Raw genomic sequence first — 19,753 nt, 5'->3', positions numbered from 1 at the left:
GTCAAACAGCATGGGGCGGCCCCGAACAGGACCCGCGAACCGATGGCCGGCCGGTACCGGCCGGGATCCGGCAGTACGACATCGTCATTCGTGAGCGATGACGGCGACGGGTGCGGTGGAGTGATGGAGGACCGCGTGGGCGATCGGGCCGATGTGCCTGCCGACCGGCGACCGGCGGATGCGACGGCCGACGACCATCAGACCCGCTCCGGAACCTGCTTCCAGGAGTTGCTCGGAGGCGGGGCCGAGCGTCGCCCGCGCGTCGAGGTCGACAGCCGGGTACATGTCCCGCCAGGGCCGCAGCATGTCGTCCAGGCCGGTTCGCTCGGTCTCGGCGATCCGGGTGTTGGCTTCACGGCTGTACGCGGCTCCGTACCCGGCCAGAGGGGGCAGCATCCAGGTGTGCAGCGCACGGAGCGTGCAGGCCCGGCGCGACGCCTCGTCGAACGCGAAGGAGAGCAGGGCGTCGCACGGCCGAGCGGTGTCGACGCCGACGACCACGTCGCGGTTCAGGTGCCGCCCCTGGGCGTGCGGCAGCGCGTCCTCGCTCGCGCGTACCAGGACGACGGGCTGCTCCACGCCGTGGATGACGGCCATGCCGATGGAACCGAGAACGAAACCCCTGAGCGTGCCCAGTCCTCGGGAGCCGAGCACCAGCATGCTCGCGCCCGCTGCGGCACGGGCCAGTGAGGCAGCCGGTTGTCCGTCGAACGATTCGGTACTGATGTCCAGCCGAGGGTGCGCCCCCGACAGTTCGTCGGAAGCTTCACGCAGGAGGGTCCAAGCCGCTCGGCGGCGTTCTTCGGAACCGGTCGACGGACCGACGTGGGGCGCAGACCACAGTTCGGCATGGACGAGATGGAGCGGCGCACCGCGAAGGAGGGCTTCCCGCGCGGCCCAGTGCGCCGCCGCGACACTCTCTGCGGAACCGTCGAGGCCGACGACGATACGCCGATTCATGATGTCCTCCTCAGGCAGGGCTTCTTCGGGCGGTGAGGAATTCGCGTACGCGTCGGCGGCTCGGGCCCCTCACGGCGGCTGCCGGGTGTCCATGCCTGGGTCGTCGGACAGGTCGTCCTGCTCGTAGTCGAGCCGGCCGACCACGTCCACGACTCCGTCGACGCTCCGGCACAGACGCAGGACGACGGCGACGAGGCTGTGCCGGGGCACGGTGCCGCTGAGGGTCACGACACCGTCGGCGACCTCGACGGTCAGGCAAGAGGGACTGAGCCGGAGCGTGTGCGTCAGGACGTCTTCGAGGATCTCCTCCTGAATGGCGTGGTCCCTGCGCAGGAAGAGTTGCAGGAGGTCGCTGCGGCTCAGGACCCCGATCAGCCGGCCTGCGCTGTCGATGACAGGGAGTCTCTTGATCTGGTGCTTCTCCATGACACGGGCGGCCCGGACAACGCTCCACCCGGGAGCCGCGGTGATCGCCGGATGACTCATGAGATCGGCGGCGGTGTTCCCGGTGTCGTGCCGTCGGAGCAGGTCGGCCTCGGAAACGACACCCACAGGACACCCGTTCTCGTCCAGGACGGGCACGGCGGTGATGCCGAACTCGTCGAGTATCCGGGCGATCTCCTTGAACGTGGTGCCGCGCTGGACGCTGACGGCCGTCGGTGTCATGAGATCGCCGACGCTGCGATGCCTCATCGTCGTCCTCCACTCACGCGGGAGCTTCGGACTCGAACCGCCGAGACGTCCACGACTCCCGGCACCGTGCGTGCGACACGTCCTTGAACGGCGCTCTGCGGCTGACCGTGACGACGGCGTGAGTCATCACGTCGTCGACGGTACGCAGATGTTCCATGGTTCCTCCAGGAATACGAAGCCCGGTACCTCCGAGTGTCGGCATCGTCGACGTACACCGGTAGGACCACCCGGGGTCCGCCGGGGGACTGCTCGTCCCCGCTGCCCCGGCGTGAACGCTCAGGTGCTGTCGGCTGCAGGCTCGGATTCGTGAGCCGGCCGCAGATCGTCCACGGCGTACGCGAGGGACTGGTCGACACTGACGACACCGTCGACGCAGAGGCACAGGAGCTCAAGAGCGGCAATGGCCGAGCGTTCCTCCACCGTGCCGCTCAGGGTGACGACTCCTTCCTGAACGGTGACCGTCACGCCGCCAGGAGTCAGCCGGAGCGTCCGGCCCAGTACCTCGTCGACGATCTCTTCGTGTATCGCGTCGTCGCGGCGGAGCATGGGGCGCAGCAGATCCGAGCGGCTGACGATGCCCACGAGCGTGCCGGTGTCATCGATCACCGGAAGACGTTTGACGCCCCGCTCGGTCAGAAAGCGCGCCGTCTCGACGATGCCCCACGAGGGCCGGGCCGTCAGAACGGGAGTGGACATGAGATCAGCGGCGGTGCGGGCGTCCATGGCGCGGTGGTCGACGGCCGCCGTGCCACGTAGCTGGTCACCGCCCTCCGCTTCCGGCAGACCTGCCTGCCTGCGGAGCAGATCGGCCTCCGAGACGATGCCGATGGGACGGTGGCGGGTGTCCACGACGGGCAGGGCCGAGACATCGTTGTAGGCAAGGCTCCAGGCGACCGTCTTGAGCGATGCCTCGGGGCTGGCCGTGGCGACGTCCCGGGTCATGACTTCTGCGACAGTGCGGTGCATCATGATCCGATTTCCCTTTCGTGCAGGAGCGTGCCGTGGGTGGCGATGGCAGCCGCGGCTTCACCGCTCGTCGGACGGACCATGTGCGCCCCCCTGGAGGGAAGCGGGTACGGGACCGTCCCCGGGGGCGGTCGTACGATTCACGACCGCGACCACCCCGTCGAGCTGTTCGACGAGGTGGACCAGGATCGCGAGCCGGCCACGGCTCTCCAGCCGGCCCTCCAGGGTGACGACACCGTCCACGACGTGGACGGTGACCGCGTCGGGGGCGAGACCCAAGGTGCTCTCCAGCACGTCGTGGATGACGCGTCGTCGTATCTCCGCGTCGGGCCGGAGGAACAGACGCAGCAGGTCCCGGCGGGTGACGATGCCGACGAGCCGGTCCTCGTCGTCCACGACCGGAAGCCTCTCCACGCCACTGCGTGTCATCAGCCGGGCGGCCTCCGGCGCGCTCTCCTGCGCGTGGACGGTCACCGCCGGCGTCGACATGACGTCGGCAGTGGTGAGTTCCGGTCCGGACAGGTCCGTGGCACCGGCATCAGAATGCCCAGCCGCCTGCCGGCCCAGCAGATCGCTCTCGGAGACGACACCGACCACCCGGTCCTCGTCGTCGAGCACGGGCAGTCCGCTGATGTCGTGCTGGGCGAGCAGCTTCGCGACCTCCTTGAAGGAGGTGAGAGAGACGACCGAGACGACATCGTCGGTCATCAGGTCCCCTACTCTGATGTGCTTCATGGCGGCACCCCCTGCCGTCTCGCAGAGATCCGCCCGGCCGCGATCCGGGCGGCTGTCCACTGACCACGATCCTTCGGGCCGCATGGGGAGCAGGAGGGCCGAACGGGGCGTGCCAGGGACCGGGCGGATCAGGTTCGGGTGTTCGGTCCTCTCGGGAGCCGGCGGCAGTGAGCCCTCGAAGGAGGCGTCCGTCCCGTCGTGGCCTCAGTCGAGTTCCACGCGTACGTCCACCACGCCTTCGACCGCGCGAATGGCACGGGCCAGAAGGGGTACCAGTGCACGGTCCCGCAGAGGCCCTCGAACGGTGACGACACCGTCCAGCACGGTGAGGTCCACCCGGTCCGGAGGGGACAGACCGGCGATCACGGCGGACCGGACCTCCTCGTCGATCTCCTCGTCCGGGCGCAGGAACACCTTCAGGAGGTCGCTGCGGCTCACGACGCCTTCCAGCATGCCGAGATCGTTCACGACGGGTAGTCGTTTCACGCGCTTGCGCGCCATGATGCGAGCGGCTTCGCCGAGCGTGGCGCCGGGGTGGACGGTGATGGCCGGAGCCGACATCAGCTCCTCGGCAAGTACGGCGTCGGCCTTCGAAGCCTCCTCCAACTGGCCGGGCAGCTTCGGTTCGTCCTGCCGGAACTCCTCCTTCGGCAGCAGGTCCGCCTCGGAGACGACCCCGACGACGCGGCCCTCGCCTTCGAGGACCGGCACGGCGCTGACCCGCCATTGATGCATCAGCTCGACGATCTCTTTGTACGAGGCCTCGCGGCCGATGGCCACGGCCGTGTGGGTCATGACGTCGCTCACGGTGTACGGGGATGCAGCCATGGGTTGCTCCTCCGGTGTGACTGACAGGCGGCGGCGCGACGGCGTGCTCATATGGACCGGCCGGTGCCACGAGGGGCGTAGAGATCGAGCAGACGGATCCGGGTGGCCTGCAAGCGGTCGGCGAGGACCTGTCCGACCCAGTGGCCGACGACCGAACCGAAGGCGGGATCCGCGTCCATCGCCATGAGTACGGTCTCCGCGTCGAATTCATGGGTACGCACGGGCGTCATCGCCTCCGCCCCGAGGCGCCAGATGTAGGGCTTGAACAGCCAGGACCAGCCGACCAGCTCGCCCGGTCCGAGACTTTCGATGACCACCGGGGCACTGCCGGGTACGCGGATGTCCAGCGTGACGGTGCCCGAGCGCAGGATCCAGAAGCGGTCCGCGTGGTTCCCTTCGTCGAAGAGGCGGGCGCCCTGGGCGAAATTGACCTCCCGCCCGATCGTCATCAACAGGGCACGGTACCGGGCGGGCAGGGCCGCGGTGATACGAGTCGGAGAACCGCTCATGGGTGGCCTCCTCCGTCGGTCCTCGCCCTCAGCATCGCAGGGCGGCCGGTTCACGGGCATGGGCCGTCCGGCCCCTGCCGCCGGCCCGCCCGGTCCCTCCACCGCCGCCTTGCGCACGTCGCGCGATGCCGCCCAGCCGGACCATGAGAGGGCCGAACGCTCCCCGTCCGGGCCGAATCGGCCCTCACTGTCGGCCTGCTCCGGTGCGACCGTGAGAACAGACGCTTTCTCGCCATCGGGTGAACGGAAGGCGGCGGGGATGATGAAGCTGCCCCTGGTCTCGGGTGTGGACGGATCGGAGAGCAGTCTGAGGGCGCTCGACTGGGCCGTCGACGAGGCGGCCCTGCGAGGGCTGCCCCTGCGGCTGGTGTACACGTCCGGGTGGGAGCAGTACGAGGGGGCCGCACTCGCACTCGCCCTGGGCCGCCCTCCGGAACAGGTACTCGCCGGCCGCATCCTCGAATTCGCTGCTGAGCGGGTCCGCTGCCGTCGCCCGGATGTGGATGTCGCGGCCGAGGTGACGCCCGAGGGCGCGGTGATCGCGCTGTTGCGGGAGGGGCGCGATGCCGAGGCGCTGATCACGGGAGAGCGAGGCCGTGGCGCGCTGACCGGACTTCTGCTCGGCTCGGTCAGCCTGGCCCTGGCCGCGCGGGCCCCGTGTCCCGTCATCGTCGTGCGCGGTGAGAGGGCCGGAATCGAAGGCGGGCACGGGCGGATCCTCCTGGGTGTCGGCGATCCGGAGCAGGGATCGGCGGCGGTCCGGTTCGCCTTCCGCGAGGCCGGGGCGAGGGACTGCGAACTGGATGCCGTATGTGCCTGGCGGTGTCCCGGGCACAACCGTGCCGACCCCCGGCGTACTGCCAGTGAGCACCTGTACCACAAGGAATGTGCGACGACCCTGATCGAGGAAGCGGTGGCGGAGACCGTACGCGAAGACCCGACCGTTCGGCTGCACCCGGCAGCGGTCGAGGGAACGGCCGCAAAGGTACTGGTGCGCCGCTCGGCCGCCGCGGACCTGGTGGTCGTCGGAGCACATCGCCGCCGGGGCCACCTCGGAGCCCGACTCGGCCGCGTCGCCCATGCCCTGCTCCACCACGCCGACTGCCCGGTGGCCGTCGTACCCCTCGCGGCCTGATCGCGTTGTGCTCCCGCCTCACTTCCCGAGCCGCGACGCGTGGTCGGGGACGTACGTCTGAAGGTCTCTCGGCGGTCGCTGGTATCCCGTGGACGGAGGCCGCGGGGGGAGTTCGATCACCGGCGGATCGACCGTCTCGTACGGCACGGTCGACAGGAGGTGGGAGATCATGTTCAGTCTGGCCCTGCGCTTGTCGTCGCTCTCGACGACGTACCACGGGGCCTCCGAGATGTCGGTGTGGACGAACATCTCGTCCTTCGCCCGCGAATAGGCCTCCCAGCGGGTGATCGACTCCAGATCCATCGGCGAGAGTTTCCACCGGCGGGTGGGGTCCTGCAGCCTGCGCCGGAACCGCTCCTCCTGTACCGCGTCGCTGACCGAGAACCAGTACTTGCGCAACAGGATGCCGTCCTCCACCAGCATCCGCTCGAACACCGGGCACTGCCTGAGGAACCGCTGGTGTTCCTCCATGGTGCAGAAACCCATGACGCGCTCGACGCCGGCGCGGTTGTACCAGCTCCGGTCGAGCAGGACCACTTCCCCCGGGGCCGGAAGGTGCTCGACGTAACGCTGGAAGTACCACTGGCCGCGCTCGCGCTCGGTGGGCCGCGGCAGCGCGACGATACGTGCCACCCGGGGGTTGAGATGCTCGGTGACGCGCTTGATCGTGCTGCCCTTGCCTGCCGCGTCACGACCCTCGAACACCACGACGAGCCGTGCGCCTTCGGCGCGCACCCACTCCTGGAGCTTCACCAGCTCGGTCTGGAGCCGGTACAGCTCACGCTCGTACAGCGAGCGCGGCAGCTTTCCGGGCGTGCTCGGCTTCTTCTCGTCCGACATGGGGCGACGTTACGGAGAGAACCATGCCCGAAGTCAAGTGTCAGCGCCGAACGGGCTCCGCCGCGTGGATCCCGGACGACGCGTTCAAGTGAGTCGGACCGGCCGATGAGCCCGTCCCATCCCCGTGGCTCAGCGTCTTGAGTGGATTTGGTCAGCGGCCGCCCGCGCACAGATCCGTACGGACCATCCGGTCCCTGACAGGGGCCATGTTTCCTCTCGTCATCAAGGCCATGCAACGCCACTCTGGAACTGTCCACGGTTCACCGTCCGAAAGAAGGCGATTGGTGTGATGTGGTACAACGGCGGCTGGAGTGGATGGTTCCTCATGACCATGATCATGGTTGTGTTCCTGGCGCTGCTGATCGTCGGGATTGTTGCCCTGGTCCACTACCTCACCAACACCCGCCGCGGTCACCAGCCCGGCCCGTCCTCCGGCGAGGCAGCGTGGGGAAACCGACGAGCCGAAGACCTGCTCGCAGAGCGGTTCGCCCGCGGGGAGATCGACGAGGACGAGTACAAACGGCGCCTCATGCTGCTGCGTGAACAGCGGTAATCCGGACCGCCGCGCACTGCTGCCGGACATTTGAGAACCAGCACACAGTGGCCATCGATGTGGCCGCAGTACTGAAGCCGCCCACATGGTTGCGCCTGCGGCCGCAGCCATTGCCCAGCGCTCGGGCCGGCGCCGCTGCCACCTGCGACCGGCCGCTGCCGCCGAATCCGGACGGCTTTCGGGGCGGGCCCCCGGGCACGGCCTCCCAGCTCCCGTCTGCCTTCGCTGCACCGACTGACCGCACTCGGGCCGCACATGCCCCTCCTCCCGCCTGAGCACCGCCTGTGACCTGGGCACGCGTTCAGTCTCAGCCCGCCGTATGAGAAACGGGGGTCATATGGTCGGCGAACCAGTCACGGGCCAGATCGGTGACGTTCTCCAGGGCACCGGGTTCCTCGAAGAGGTGGGTGGCGCCGGGGACGATCGCGAGGCGGTTCTCGCAGCGCAACCGCGTTTGAGCCTGGCGATTGAAGTCGAGCACCAGCTGGTCGTCACCCCCGACGATCAGCAGCGTCGGCGCCGTCACCGACGGCAGTCGTGGCCCCGCCAGGTCGGGCCTGCCGCCCCGCGAGACGACCGCGGCGATCCGCGCACGCGGCTCGGCGGCTGCCCACAACGCGGCTGCCGCGCCGGTGCTGGCGCCGAAATACCCGACAGCGAACCCTTCGGTCTCCGGCTGTCCTGTCAACCAGCCGGTGGTGTCCGCCAGCCGCCGGGCCAGCAGTCCGGTGTCGAACACGTTGGCCCGGTCGGTCTCTTCCTCCTCGGTGAGGAGGTCGAACAGCAGGGTGGCCAGCCCGGCCCGATTCAGTCCGGCGGCCACGAACCGATTGCGAGGGCTGTGCCGACTGCTGCCACTGCCGTGCGCGAACACCACGACCCCGCTCGCATCCTTGGGCACCGTCAACTGCCCGCGCAGCACCACCGCACCAGCCCGCACCTCCACCTCCAGATCCTCGCGCACGGCGTCACACGACCCGGTCCGGTGGTTGCTCACCAGGCGGGCGGCCGCCGCTTCCAGACAGGCGACAACCTCATCGTCGTCGGTCTGGGAGAAGTCGATTGTGTAGAACTGTCCGACCGCGAAGAAGTCCCGCGCGGTGTGCAGGCATATCAGCTCGTCGGCCTCCTTGCCGAGCCGTGCGGTCCAGTCGTGAGGTGCCACCGGAACGGCGAGCACGATCCGTGCAGCCCCGCGGGCGCGGGCGACCCGGCAGGCCGCGCGCGCCGTGGACCCCGTGGCCACCCCGTCATCGATCATCAGCACCGTACGGCCTTCCAGCCCGATCGGTTCCCGCCCGCCCCGGTACCGCCGGGCACGGCTCTCCAGCACCTCCCGTTCACGGGCCTCAACCCGAGCCAGCTCATCCGGGGTGATGTGCGCCGTGCGGACCACATCATCGTTGATCACGCGTATCCCGCCCTCACCGATCGCTCCCATTCCCAGCTCCGGCTGGAAGGGCACGCCCAGCTTTCGCACCAGGCAGACATCCAGCGGAGTGCCCAGTGCCTCGGCGACCTCCGCGGCGACCGGAACCCCTCCACGGGGCAGGCCGAGCACCAGCACCTCGGTCCCCTTGAGGTAAGCCAGCCGGGCGGCCAGTTGCCGGCCGGCATCACGACGATCCAGGAAGAACACGATCCGACCTCCTCATCCTGGAGAAGCACGTGGGTAACGCGTACGCCCCGTACCTCCATCCTCGCCCCTTCGCTGGTGCTTGTTACGCGGCCGGGTACGCGTGAGGCCGTCGCCGCGACGTTTGCGGGCCTGATGGTTATCCCATTGGCCTTCCTGGTTCAGTGCTCGACGGGACCTGACAGGGGCGATCACCTCGGCAGGCGTGGAGATCACCTCCAATGCGGCCTTCGGAGTCATGCTCGATGCCGGCGCCCCGGACGGCGCGTTCACCATCCGCGACCCCGATGGCGCCCTCTGCTGCCGGTCCGGCGCCTGATGACAGCCGCCCCAACCGCGACCCACATCCAGCACATGCTCGATGGCCTGCGCGTTCGCTGCTGCCGTCCCGGTCCGTACCGTCTGAGGCCTCGCGTCGCTTGACGCCGGGCAGTGCTTCCCCCTGGCCCCGGTGCTGCGGCTGTCACCCCCTTCGTGGGCCCTGCGGGCCTTGACGTGGGACCAGACCGAGGCTGTGCGCGCGGTATGCCGGTCTCGGTGGTCGCCTGCCGACGCCTTCGTCCTGGCCGTGAGCTCTCCCGGCCAGGACGTCTGGCTGCACCAGCCCGATCGCGTCATATGAGGCGTCGATCCCCGCTGAGACCCGCCAGGATTCAAGTGCGAGCAGAGAACTCTCCGTCTCACACATTTCTCCCAGACGAGAGCGTACGGGAGCGCGCGAGAGCCTCTGACCTGGACAATCGCTGCCGCTACGGACCACGGCGGACCAGGTGGACATTGAATAGGCTAGGGAGCATGGCCTACGAGATTCCGGTGACGCAAGCCCGGGCTGAACTCGCCGAACTGATCAACCGCGTCGTCTACGGCGGTGAGCGCGTGGTCGTGACGCGCCACGGCAAGCCGCTGGTGGCGCTTGTCTCGGCCGCTGACCTGGAGCGACTGGAGAAGGGCGGGGCAGCCGTCGAGGAGCAGGTGATCAGTTCGGTCTCCTCGCTCGACTCCGCGGTGTCCGCTCCCGGCGGACGGCGGCGGTTCGGTATCGCGGCGGAGCACCGGCAGCAGGGCGAGCCGGGCAGCTGAGCCCCGCCCGCGCGGTCCGCGCGGGCGAACGGCCTGCGCGGCCCGATGCCCATGGGGCCGCCGAAGACCGCTGACGCACGGGAATTTGCGCGCCGGAATCGATGTGCCGGCAATGTCGCGCCGGATTCAACGCGCAGGAAAACTCCGGTCCTGACGTGCGCCGTTTCGCGTGAGTCGGCGGTTCGCGGCCGACGCCTCGCCGCGCCCAGGGAGTACTGGGCACCGGACCGTGAGGTGGAGCCATGCGACTGACCCCGCACGAACAGGAACGCCTGCTCGTCCATGTCGCCGACGTGGCGCGGCAGCGCCGGGCGCGCGGACTGCGGCTCAACCACCCCGAGGCAATCGCGCTGATCACCGTCCACCTGCTGGAGGGCGCCCGCGACGGCCGTACGGTCTCCGAGCTCATGGTGTCGGGCCGTACGGTGCTGGGCCACGACGACGTCATGGACGGGGTGCCCGAGACGATCCTCGACGTCCGGGTCGAGGCCACCTTCCCGGACGCACCAAGCTCGGTCACCGCGCGGGCCGGCCGCTGATCGACCAGCAGACGGCCCACGGGCCGGGCGCACCCGGCGGCTGGGACGGCGCCGCGGTCCTGGGCGGCCACCGGGTCGTCGGTCAACTCCTCGTCGCGGACCCGGTGTTCGAGGAGCGGTGGCGGTGCCCCGATGCGCGAATGCCGGGGAACACCGCCGTCCGCTCCCCGCTCGCCGGCCCGGCCGTGCTGGTCACCGCCGTCGCCCCCGACGCGCGCCTGCTGCGCGGAGTCCTGGACGACGCGCTGAACGATCTGCTCGACGCCCTCGTGGGTGACCGCCGAGGCCCCGTCTCACCCCTTCCGGTCGTACGCCGACAGCCAGGCGTCCTCCGCCGTGTAGTCGAAGAGCTTCTTCCCGTACGTCCGCAGCATGGCCGGGAAGGCCTCCGTCCAGTCCTGGCCCGCCAGCCGTGCCGCGAGCCAATCCACCGTCTCCGGCAGCGACTCCACATAGCCGGTGACCGGCCGGTACCCCAGCTCACGTTCGGCGGCCGTCATGTCGTACACGATGGGATGGGCGCTGCTCCAGGGCGTCGCGCCGACAAGGTCCTCCCCGAACGGGCCGGCCATGAGCACGGTCTCGGCCCGGCGGCCGAGCACCGCGTCGACGGCCTCGCCGATCTCCGCGACCGTCGGAGCCTGCGGATCACCTGCGTTCAGCACCCGCGAACCGGGCCGTAGGGCGGCGAGCCGGATCAGCTCGGCCAGGTTGGAAGCGTGGACCGGGTGGAAGCGGGACTCCCCGCCGAAGGCGAGCACCCGCCGGTCGCGGCCGTCCAGGAGCCGCTTCACGAAATACAGCTCACGTGGCGATCGGCAGTGCGTCCCGTGGATCGCCCCGGCCCGCAGCAGCGTCACCGGCAACGCGTCCCCGGCCGCCAGCAGATCCTGCTCCAGCTGTATCTTCCGCGTCCCGTACGTCGTGTCGCCGGCCGGCACGGTGCGCTGCGACTCCGGGATCGGCACCGGATAACGCGGCGCCCCGTCGGGCTCTCCCTGCGTGTCGAAGCTGCGGCCCCGGTGGTCCTCGTACACCGCACCGCTGGAGACGACCACCGCCGAACCGATGCGGTCCGCGAGGCCGGTCAGCTGACGGGCGTGCCCCGCGTCGTACGCCACCATGTCGACCAGCACGTCGCAGCCGTCGCCCAGCGCCGCCGCGAGCGCTCCTTCGGTATTCCGGTCCAGGGCGATCGTGCGCACCGCCGCGTCCCACCGCGGATCCCGGCCGCCGCCGAGCGAGGCGGCCGTCACCTCCCAGCCGTCCTCGACGAGTGACCGCACCGCCACTCGTCCGATCTGCCCCGTCGCGCCCAGTACCCATGCGTGTCCCTTGCTCATGGGTGCCACGCTAGGGCCGGGCGGTCACCGATCCCGGCGGCGTTCACCGAGCGCGGATCCGCCGTCAGCGTCGCAGTTTCGGGAACTTCTTCGGGAACTTCTTCGACTGCCCCGCCTGTTCGGCCTGCGCCGCCTTCACCTTGACCGCGTACTCGTCCACGTACTCCTGACCCGAGAGCCCCAGGATCGCGTACATGATCTCGTCGGTGACGGCCCGGACCGCGGCCTTCTGGTTCTCCATCCCGGCGTAGCGGGAGAAGTCCAGCGGCTCCCCGAAGCGGATGGTGACGCGCTTGATGTGCGGGACGGTCTGTCCCGGCGGCTGGATCTCGAACGTGCCCACCATCGCGCACGGCACCACGGGCACCTGCGCTGTGATCGCCATGACGGCCACGCCCACCTTGCCCTTGTAGAGCCGGCCGTCGTGCGAGCGGGTGCCCTCCGGGTAGATCCCGAGGAGTTCGCCCCGGCTCAGTACCCCGAGCCCTTCCCGGATCGCCGCCTGCCCGGCCTCCTTGCCGGAACGGTCGACCGGGATCTGCCCGATGCCCCGGAAGAAGGCGGCGGTCAGCCGCCCCTTCACTCCCGGCCCGGTGAAGTACTCGGCCTTGGCGAGGAACGTGATGCGCCGCTTGAGGATCGCGGGCATCAGGAAGTGGTCCGAGAACGACAGATGGTTCCCGGCGACGATCGCCGCACCCTCCTCGGGGATGTGCTCCAGGCCCTCGATCCTCGGGCGGAAGAACAATCGCAGGAGCGGCCCGATGATGACGTATTTGAGCACCTGGTAGAACACGGGGCGGCTCCTCGTTCCTCTCGTCCGGATGCCTGGCTCGCCAGCGCACATCTCAAGGTGGGCAGCCTATGTGCAGCTGTCGCCCCCTGTAACCGTCTTCCTGACGTAGTCCTGGACCGCCGCGTCGAGTCCGATGTCGTGCTGGGCCTGCTCGGAGAGGTGCCAGCGATGTTCGAGGAGCTCGTGGTAGAGCTCGGCCGAGTCCATCCGGGCGGGCGCATGGTCGCGTGCCGCGCGCACGGTGGGCCGGAAGATCTCCCGGACCCAGCGATGGGCCAGCACCTCGGTGCGGGCGCCGTGCCGGTCGCCGGGCGCGTAGTCGTCCTGGGTGGCCATCCAGCTCTCCAGGTCGTTCAGGAGCCGGCGTGCCTGGTTCTCCTCCGCGTCCATCCCGGTGAGCCGCAGGAGTTGGCGCTGATGGTGGCCGGCGTCCACGACCTTGGGCACGAACGTGACCGTGTTCCCCTGGTCCGAGTGCGATATCTGCATCTCGGCGACGTCGAAGCCCAGGTCGTTGAGGCGGCGGATGCGGCGCTCCATGTAGTGGTGCTTGCCCGCCGGGTAGACGGACGTACGCGTCAGCTCCGTCCACAGCGCCTGGTAGCGCTCCTCGATCTCCAGGCCGAACGCGATCGGGTCGATGGACGGATGCAGTGCGCCCGACGCCTCCAGATCGAGCATCTCGCCGCTGATATTGACCCGGGCGAGCTCGATGTCGTACCCGCGCTGCCCGTCGCTGAGCCGGGGGTGCAGCTCACCGGTCTCGGCGTCCACGAGGTAGGCGGCGTACGCGCCCGCGTCCCGCCGGAACAGGGTGTTGGACAGTGAGCAGTCCCCCCAGGCGAACCCTGTCAGATGCAGCCGTACGAGCAGGACGGCGAGGGCGTCCATGAGGCGGTGCACCGTGCCGGGGCGCATGGTCGTCTCGAACATCGAGCGGTAGGGCAGCGAACCGCCCAGGTGGCGGGTGATCAGGACGGGTTCCAGGGGGGAGCCGTCGGCTCCGGTCCGGCCGGTGACCACGGCGAGCGGGTCGACGGCGGGTATCCCGAGCCGGTCGAGCGTACGCAGGAGTTCGTACTCGCGCAGCGCCGGCCGTTCGGCGAGCTCCTTCACGGCCACGGTCTCCTCGCCCGCTCGCGCGTAGCGCACGACGTGCCGGGAGATGCCGCGGGGGAGCGGCACGAGGTACTCGTCGGGCCACTGCTCCAGGGGGATGTGCCAGGGCAGTTCGAGCAGGAGGGCCGGGTGTTCGGGGTTGGTGGCGCTGATCTGCAGAGTCATGCGGTCACGGTCCCTGGGTCGTGCGACGGGTCGACCGTGATCGGATCCCGAAGGGGCGGTGCGGGTCAAGACCCGGGTCCGCACCGCCGCCACGCGCCTCAGTCCGTCAGATGCTCCAGGATCCGGTGCATCCCGCTGTTCCAGTTCTCCTTGAGTGCCACGACGGCCGCGTCCAGGTCACCGCGTTGCAGGCACTCGGCGATCCGCTCGTGCTCCTGCGCCGAGCGCTCCAGGATGTCCTGGTCGCCCAGGGCGACCCGCTCGTAGCGGTGCATCGTCACCTTCAGGGAGGTGATCAGCTTCATCAGCCGGTCGTTGGTGCAGCCGGACAGCAGCAGGTCGTGCCACGCGTCGTCGTAACGCTCTATGACGTCGTGCGGTGCCTGCGGGGCCGAGAACGCGCGGGCCTCCTCCAGGAGGCGGGGGGCCGTCGCCGCCAGATGCTCCGGATCGCTTGACTCCAGAGCGAGCGCCTCCAGCGTCGCGACGATCGCGGACAGATCGCGGAACTCCTGCGCGCTGAGCGGCGTGAAGCGGAACCCCTTGCCGCGCTCGCTGGTGATGACGCCCTCACGCTCCAGCGTGATCAGTGCCTCGCGCAGCGGAGTACGGCTGACGCCGAGCTCGGTGGCGAGCTGCCCCTCGTTGATCGGCGAGTTGGTCGCGATCGTGCCGCGCCCGAGGCGCTTGATCAGTTCCTCCTTGACCTGTTCGCGCAGCGGGCGGTTTTCGATTGGCATGTGAGGCTGCCCTCCCCTTCGGTCCGGTCGATTATCCGCTACCGGCGGGTCACGCGGTACCGGCGCCGTCGACGGGGATGACCGCCCCGCTCAGGAACGCCGAGGCGTCGGAGGCGAGGAACGCCACGGTCTGCGCGATGTCGCGGGGCTGCCCGATCCGGCCGAGCGGCCGGTCGGCGGCGTCGGCGTAGAACGCGTCGGAGCTCTCGCCGAGCTGGCGGGCCTCCTCGGCGAGCATCCCGGTCGCCGTGTCGCCCGGGCAGACACAGTTGACGCGGATGTTGTCGGGGCCGTGGTCGATGGCCATGGCGCGGGTCATGTTGACGACGGCGCCCTTCGACGCGCAGTACGAGACGGCCCGGCCGCCGCCGCGGATGCCCCATCCGGAGCCGGTGTTGACGATGGAGCCGCCGCCCTGGGCCGCCATCCCCGGGATCACCAGCCGGCTCATCAGCATCACCGAGCGGATGTTCACGGCCATCACCAGGTCCCAGTCGTCCTCGGTGATCTCGCAGACCGTGGAGCGGCGGATGATGCCGGCGTTGTTGAAGAGGACGTCCACGCCGCCGAACCGTTCCTGTGCCGTGTGCACGACGGCCTCGCAGTCCTCGCGCCGAGACACGTCGCAGTGTACGAAGGTTCCTCCGGTGTCCTTCGCGGTGTGCTCGCCGCCCTCCGTGTCGATGTCGGCGATCACCACGCGGGCGCCGAGTTCCGCGAGGACCTGGGCGGTGGCGCGGCCGATGCCGGCTCCGCCGCCGGTGACGATCGCGCGCTTGCCTTCGAGGGAGATCATCCTGGGCTCCTTGTGTCCTGGGTCGGGATGTCGGGATGTCGGGGTGCCGGGGTTACGCGGTCACATGGCCAGGCGGTACAGCGAGGTGCGCCGCCTGCCGGTGATGACGGGAAGGTGGCCGGACAGCTCCGCGTCGAGCGCGTCGTCGCCGGTGTCCAGGAGTAGCGGGCGGCCGCCGAGCGCGGCCAGTTTGGCTTCCGTGCACAGCACGAGCAGGCGCTCGCGGCCGCCAGTCGCGCGCAGCACGCGCGGCGAGATCTGCTGGTTGCCGCGGCCGAGGAGGAACCCCTGGCCGCCGATGGGCGAGAGAGCGATCCATGCGGGGCCGAGTGCCAGGAGGGTGTCCTCCCCGGCGTCGCGGGCCACGATGCGGGGCGGGTGGCCCGGCCGCAGGGCGAGCGCGTCGACGCCGGTGAGCGAGACGTCCGCGCCGAGCGCCGCCGCCACCGCCCGGGTGGTGCTGCCGGGGCCGATCGCGAGCAGCCCTTCCCCGACCCGCCCGGCGACCTCGGCCGCGATCCCGCCGACCGCCCCGGGCGAGGCGGCGGTGCTGCCGGTCTTGCGCTGCTGCACGCGGACCGGCACGTCGGGGACGGGCAGCCAGCCGAACAGTCGGGAGGTGACGCGCCCCTCGGCCAGGGCTTCCTCGTCGCGGTCCATCACCTCGGCGTCCCGCAGCCGGACACCGCCCGCGCGGGCCAGCCACGCCCCCGCGACCTCGCCCGCGGCCCGCGGGCTGACGGCGAAGACGGCCGAGTGCATCTTGACGCCGGTCGGTACGCCGAGAACCGGGCAGGGTACGTAGCCGGGGGAGCCGAGGACGCCGGAAGGGCCGAGGGCGCCGAGCACGTCCCGCGCGGTGCCGTCGCCGCCGGCGAAGAGCAGCAGGTCGACGCTCTCTGCGACGACCGCCCGCACCGCGGCGGCCGTGTCCGCGGCCGAGGTGTCGCGGCCGGCCCCGGCGGCGTACACGATCCGTTCCGTGAGCCCCGCGGCGGCGACGGCGTCGGCGCCCAGGCGCCCCGCGGCGGTGACGACGAGGAGCCTGCCCCGGGCCGACTCGCCCGTACGCGCCGCCAGTTCGCCCAGGGCCGCGGCCGCCCGTGCCCCCGCCAGCGGGCGTGCGCCCAACGACAGCGCCGTGCGGGCCCGGTCAGGGCCGTCGGTGCCGCCCAGGCCCACCCGGCCGCCGAGTCCGGCGACCGGGTTGACCACCAGGCCGACCCTCGTCACCGGTCGGCCTCACCGAGCACCTTGCGGCAGTACGCGCGCCAGGAGACCGCCCAGACCGCGGGGTCGTCCAGGGCCTCCGGACGTACCCGGTGGATGGTCGAACGGTGCGGTGCCGTACGTACGGTCTCCGGGTCCTCGTACGCCTCGCGGGCGATCTCCGTGAGGATCGCCGCGTACTCGTCGAGGTCGGCGCGCGTGTACGACTCGGTCGGCTCCAGCGTCATGGGCTCCGGGACCACGTACGGGTGATGGCTGGTCCAGTAGTGCGTGCCGAAGTCCGCGGCGCGCAGGCCGATGTCCTCGGAGTGCAGCCCGGTGTCCTGGTGGAGTTTCTCCCAGCTGTAGCGGACCTGTTCGACGCGCGGGCGCCCGGCCGCGTACGGCACGCAGACGCCCCGGATCTGCCGGACCTTGTGGAGCAGGTAGTTGTTGTTGAGGACTGCCGTCTCGGCGGCGGCCCGCAGACCCTCCGCCCCGAGCGACATGATCCAGGCGTAGGCGCGGACCAGATTCGGCACGACGCCGTAGAACGGCCGCATCTTGCCCACCGACCCGGGCCGGTCTTCGTCCAGCCGGTACGTACCCCTCTCCGGGTCCAACTCGACGGTCGGACTCGGGAGATACGGGGCGAGCTCCTCGGTGACCGCGCAGGCGCCCGCCGCCGGTCCGCCGCAGGCGTGCGGGGTCGAGAACGTCTTGTGCAGGTTGAAGTGGCACAGGTCGAAGCCCGCGTCCCGGGCGCGGGTGATGCCGAGGATGCCGTTGGCATTGGCCTGGTCGTACGAGCACAGGCCGCCCGCCTCGTGCACGATACGCACGAACTCCTCGATGCGCGGGTTGTAGATCCCGGTGTCCTCGGGGTTGGTGATCAGGAGCGCCGCCGTGCGCGGGCCGACCGCCGCCCGGAGCGCCTCGATGTCGGGGTAGCCGTCGGCATCCGGATGCAGCGTGATGACCTTGAAACCGGCGGTCTTCGCGCAGGCCGCGTTGGACGGGTGGGAGAAGATCGTCGTGATGACCTCGTCGCGCTGGTCCAGCTCGCCGCGCGCGGCGAAGTAGGCGCGGATCATGGCGACGTTGGTGTAGATGGCGGCGGAGCCCGCACCGGGCTGCAGCGAGACCCGGTCCATGCCGGAGATCTCCTTCAGCAGCTGCTCCAGGCCGTGGATGATCCCGAGGACGCCCTGGACCGTGTCCTCTTCCTGGAGCGGGTGCAGCGCTGCGATCCGGGGGTCGCGGACGAACTGGTCGTTGACCTTGGGGCTGTACTTCATGGTGCAGGTGCCCTGGCCGACGTCGATGTTGAGATCGGCGCCGAGGTTCTCCTGCGAAAGGCGCAAGTAATGGCGCAGGACCTGCTGTTGGGACATCTCCGGCAGGGCGGGCGGCTCGGCGCGGCGCAGCGCGGCGGGAATCGCGGGCACGCCGAGGGACGGGTCGGCGGCCGGGACGAGGACGCCCCGCTCGCCCGGCGAACCCAGCTCGAAGATCAGTTTCTCGTCCCAGGACGCCTGCTGGAACCGGCGCAGCCGGGGCTTGCCGGCGATGCGCGCCTCCTCGGGGGAGACGGACACGGGCGCGTGCGAGGCGGTCACTTGACGATCTCCTTCAGGGTCGCGGCGAGCCGGTCGATGTCGGACCTGGTGTGGACTTCGGTGACGCAGAACGCGGCCTCGTGCGTGCCGGTCGGGGTGCCGCCGAAGATGCCCCGTTCCTTGAGTTCTGCGCGGATCTCGGCGGCGCTCCGGCCGCCCGTGTAGCGGACGGTGAAGTCGGCGAAGTGCAGGGCGTCGCCGTACGGAATCGCGATGCCGGGCACCTCGGCGAGGCTCCTGCGGGCGTACGCGGTCAGGGCGAGGATCGTCTCGCCGATCTCCCGCATGCCCTGCGGTCCCATCAGTGCGAGATAGACCCCGGCACCGATGCCGTGCAGCGCGGCGGCCGTGCCGACCCACTCCTTGCCCTCCTCGCGCAGTGCGAACGAGGTCCGTTCGTAGGCGACGTCACCGAAGCCGTACTCGCCCTCGACGCTCGTCGGCACCAGGCCGAACAGCCGTGACGGATACTCGGCGACCAGCCTCTCCTCGTCGCGGGTGGCGATGAAACCGGCGTTCGCGCCGCCGAAGCTCTGGTGCAGGCCCAGCGGCTGGATGTCGCCGCACGCGATGTCGGCGCCGTACGCGGAGGGCGGCGCGAGCACGCCGAGCGTGAGCGGATTGCATCCCACGACGTACAACGCACCCGCCGCATGGGCGAGTTCGGCTAGGCGAGGGAGCGCCTCGTCGACGATTCCGAGCGCGGAGGGTGTGTCCGCGTACACCGCCGCGGTATCGCCCGCGCCGAGCGCCTCGCGCACCGCTTCGAGGTCGGCGCGGCCGGTGGCCGGGTCGACCGGGACCACCGTCACGTCGTGGTCGGGGCGTACGTAGTCACGGATGCGGGAGAGCTTGTCGGCGTCGATCGCGGTGGCGACGATCAGCCGTCGGCGGCCGGTGATCCGCCCGGCCATGCGCAGGGCTGTCCCCGAGGCCTGGAAGCCGTCGTACACCGGGACGTTGACGATCTCGACGTCGAGCAGCTCGGCCATCATCGACTGGTACTCCCACAGCGCCTGGAAGCGGCCGTGGTCCTCGTAGGGCTCGCCCGCGTACGCCGTGAGGAACTCGCTGCGGTTGACCACCTCGTCCACGACCGCCGGTACGTGGTGCTGGTAGCAGCCGGAGCCGAGGAAGCTGAGCGCCTGCCGCGTCGAGGTGTTGCGGCCGAGCAACTCCTCCATGTGGCGTGTGAGTTCGGCTTCCGAACGCAACGGCTCCGGCAGGTCGAGGGGGCGGTGCAGCCGGATGCCGTCCGGGATGTCGGCGTAGAAGTCCTCGACGCTCGCGGCGCCGATCTCCTCCAGCATCGCCTGCCGCACGGCCGGCACCGCGTTCGGGATGTAGGGGTGGGTGTAGGTGTGGACGGAGTCCTGGGGTGACGTCATGCCGCGCCTTTCGCGTGCGCCGACTCGGGGGACGGCCATGGACCACAGCAGCAAAAGTCTTTGGGTGTACACCTCTTGACGGCAGCCTCCGTCATTCAGTGTTC

At 70.2% G+C, this 19,753-nt stretch carries 21 protein-coding genes and 1 pseudogene; 5 read left to right on the top strand and 17 right to left on the bottom strand.

The window, feature by feature from the left end; genetic code table 11:
* Positions 1–84: 84 nt before the first annotated feature.
* The 7 genes from ACIRJP_RS16905 to ACIRJP_RS16875 form a co-directional block, all read right to left on the bottom strand.
* The gene (locus tag ACIRJP_RS16905) at positions 85–960 is read right to left on the bottom strand and encodes a universal stress protein (protein ID WP_404173978.1); all 876 of its coding nucleotides are present in this window, start codon (positions 958–960) and stop codon (positions 85–87) included.
* A 69-nt stretch (positions 961–1,029) separates the two neighbouring features.
* Positions 1,030–1,653 (bottom strand): CBS domain-containing protein, encoded by a 624-nt coding sequence (locus ACIRJP_RS16900; protein ID WP_404173975.1) that lies wholly within the window; start codon positions 1,651–1,653, stop codon positions 1,030–1,032.
* 13 nt (positions 1,654–1,666) lie between these two features.
* Positions 1,667–1,810, bottom strand: a complete 144-nt coding sequence (locus tag ACIRJP_RS16895) for a hypothetical protein (RefSeq protein ID WP_404173972.1) — start codon at positions 1,808–1,810, stop codon at positions 1,667–1,669.
* A 119-nt stretch (positions 1,811–1,929) separates the two neighbouring features.
* Entirely contained in the window at positions 1,930–2,622 is a 693-nt protein-coding gene (locus ACIRJP_RS16890; RefSeq protein ID WP_404173969.1) for a CBS domain-containing protein, read from the bottom strand.
* A gap of 57 nt (positions 2,623–2,679) precedes the next feature.
* Entirely contained in the window at positions 2,680–3,354 is a 675-nt protein-coding gene (locus ACIRJP_RS16885) for a CBS domain-containing protein (RefSeq protein WP_404173966.1), read from the bottom strand.
* 204 nt (positions 3,355–3,558) lie between these two features.
* Positions 3,559–4,182 carry a CBS domain-containing protein gene (locus tag ACIRJP_RS16880; protein WP_404173963.1) on the bottom strand — a complete coding sequence of 208 codons (624 nt, stop codon included), beginning with the start codon at positions 4,180–4,182 and terminating at the stop codon, positions 3,559–3,561.
* 47 nt (positions 4,183–4,229) lie between these two features.
* Positions 4,230–4,691 carry a Crp/Fnr family transcriptional regulator gene (locus tag ACIRJP_RS16875; protein WP_404173960.1) on the bottom strand — a complete coding sequence of 154 codons (462 nt, stop codon included), beginning with the start codon at positions 4,689–4,691 and terminating at the stop codon, positions 4,230–4,232.
* 262 nt (positions 4,692–4,953) lie between these two features.
* Between ACIRJP_RS16875 and ACIRJP_RS16870 the strand changes: the two genes are divergently transcribed.
* On the top strand, positions 4,954–5,826 hold the full coding sequence (locus tag ACIRJP_RS16870) for a universal stress protein (protein WP_404174068.1): 873 nt from the start codon (positions 4,954–4,956) through the stop codon (positions 5,824–5,826).
* 18 nt (positions 5,827–5,844) lie between these two features.
* Here ACIRJP_RS16870 and ppk2 read toward each other — a convergent pair whose 3' ends face one another.
* On the bottom strand, positions 5,845–6,666 hold the full coding sequence (gene ppk2, locus ACIRJP_RS16865) for a polyphosphate kinase 2 (protein WP_404173957.1): 822 nt from the start codon (positions 6,664–6,666) through the stop codon (positions 5,845–5,847).
* A gap of 325 nt (positions 6,667–6,991) precedes the next feature.
* Here ppk2 and ACIRJP_RS16860 point away from each other — a divergent pair, with 325 nt between their 5' ends.
* On the top strand, positions 6,992–7,219 hold the full coding sequence (locus ACIRJP_RS16860) for an SHOCT domain-containing protein (protein ID WP_404173954.1): 228 nt from the start codon (positions 6,992–6,994) through the stop codon (positions 7,217–7,219).
* Positions 7,220–7,526: 307 nt separating this feature from the next.
* On the opposite strand, the gene ACIRJP_RS16855 is transcribed toward ACIRJP_RS16860, so the two are convergent.
* A complete protein-coding gene (locus ACIRJP_RS16855) occupies positions 7,527–8,858 on the bottom strand; it encodes a phosphoribosyltransferase family protein (protein WP_404173951.1) in 1,332 nt (443 codons plus the stop codon).
* A gap of 792 nt (positions 8,859–9,650) precedes the next feature.
* On the opposite strand from ACIRJP_RS16855, the gene ACIRJP_RS16850 reads away from it, so the two are divergent.
* The 3 genes and pseudogenes from ACIRJP_RS16850 to ACIRJP_RS16840 all read left to right on the top strand — a co-directional run.
* The gene (locus tag ACIRJP_RS16850) at positions 9,651–9,935 is read left to right on the top strand and encodes a type II toxin-antitoxin system Phd/YefM family antitoxin (protein WP_404173948.1); all 285 of its coding nucleotides are present in this window, start codon (positions 9,651–9,653) and stop codon (positions 9,933–9,935) included.
* A gap of 242 nt (positions 9,936–10,177) precedes the next feature.
* Positions 10,178–10,474 carry an urease subunit gamma gene (locus ACIRJP_RS16845; protein WP_404173945.1) on the top strand — a complete coding sequence of 99 codons (297 nt, stop codon included), beginning with the start codon at positions 10,178–10,180 and terminating at the stop codon, positions 10,472–10,474.
* A pseudogene (locus ACIRJP_RS16840) lies at positions 10,453–10,743 on the top strand (urease accessory protein UreD); the annotation flags it as partial. The gene ACIRJP_RS16845 and the pseudogene ACIRJP_RS16840, both read left to right, overlap by 22 nt.
* Positions 10,744–10,767: 24 nt before the next feature.
* Here the strand turns inward: ACIRJP_RS16840 and ACIRJP_RS16835 are convergent.
* The 8 genes from ACIRJP_RS16835 to gcvPA all read right to left on the bottom strand — a co-directional run bounded on the left by ACIRJP_RS16835 (position 10,768) and on the right by gcvPA (position 19,649).
* A complete protein-coding gene (locus tag ACIRJP_RS16835) occupies positions 10,768–11,817 on the bottom strand; it encodes an NAD-dependent epimerase/dehydratase family protein (protein ID WP_404173942.1) in 1,050 nt (349 codons plus the stop codon).
* Positions 11,818–11,881: 64 nt separating this feature from the next.
* Positions 11,882–12,613, bottom strand: coding sequence for a lysophospholipid acyltransferase family protein (locus ACIRJP_RS16830; protein ID WP_404173939.1), 732 nt, complete (start codon positions 12,611–12,613; stop codon positions 11,882–11,884).
* A 66-nt stretch (positions 12,614–12,679) separates the two neighbouring features.
* Positions 12,680–13,897: a DUF4032 domain-containing protein gene (locus tag ACIRJP_RS16825; protein ID WP_404173936.1), complete on the bottom strand. Its 1,218-nt coding sequence runs from the start codon at positions 13,895–13,897 to the stop codon at positions 12,680–12,682.
* 98 nt (positions 13,898–13,995) lie between these two features.
* Entirely contained in the window at positions 13,996–14,637 is a 642-nt protein-coding gene (locus tag ACIRJP_RS16820; protein ID WP_404173933.1) for a GntR family transcriptional regulator, read from the bottom strand.
* A gap of 49 nt (positions 14,638–14,686) precedes the next feature.
* Positions 14,687–15,433 carry an SDR family NAD(P)-dependent oxidoreductase gene (locus tag ACIRJP_RS16815; protein ID WP_404173930.1) on the bottom strand — a complete coding sequence of 249 codons (747 nt, stop codon included), beginning with the start codon at positions 15,431–15,433 and terminating at the stop codon, positions 14,687–14,689.
* 60 nt (positions 15,434–15,493) lie between these two features.
* Positions 15,494–16,666: an ATP-NAD kinase family protein gene (locus ACIRJP_RS16810; protein ID WP_404173927.1), complete on the bottom strand. Its 1,173-nt coding sequence runs from the start codon at positions 16,664–16,666 to the stop codon at positions 15,494–15,496.
* The gene (gene gcvPB, locus ACIRJP_RS16805; RefSeq protein WP_404173924.1) at positions 16,663–18,261 is read right to left on the bottom strand and encodes an aminomethyl-transferring glycine dehydrogenase subunit GcvPB; all 1,599 of its coding nucleotides are present in this window, start codon (positions 18,259–18,261) and stop codon (positions 16,663–16,665) included. Before gcvPB ends, ACIRJP_RS16810 begins: the two co-directional genes overlap by 4 nt.
* Entirely contained in the window at positions 18,258–19,649 is a 1,392-nt protein-coding gene (gene gcvPA, locus ACIRJP_RS16800; protein ID WP_404173921.1) for an aminomethyl-transferring glycine dehydrogenase subunit GcvPA, read from the bottom strand. Before gcvPA ends, gcvPB begins: the two co-directional genes overlap by 4 nt.
* Between the last annotated feature and the right edge of the window lie 104 nt (positions 19,650–19,753).

Source organism: Streptomyces sp. NPDC102437 (genome assembly GCF_044765565.1).
GTDB lineage: Bacteria > Actinomycetota > Actinomycetes > Streptomycetales > Streptomycetaceae > Streptomyces.
Note: the sequence above shows the minus strand (reverse complement) of the source record. Positions and strands in the feature narration are given on the sequence as shown.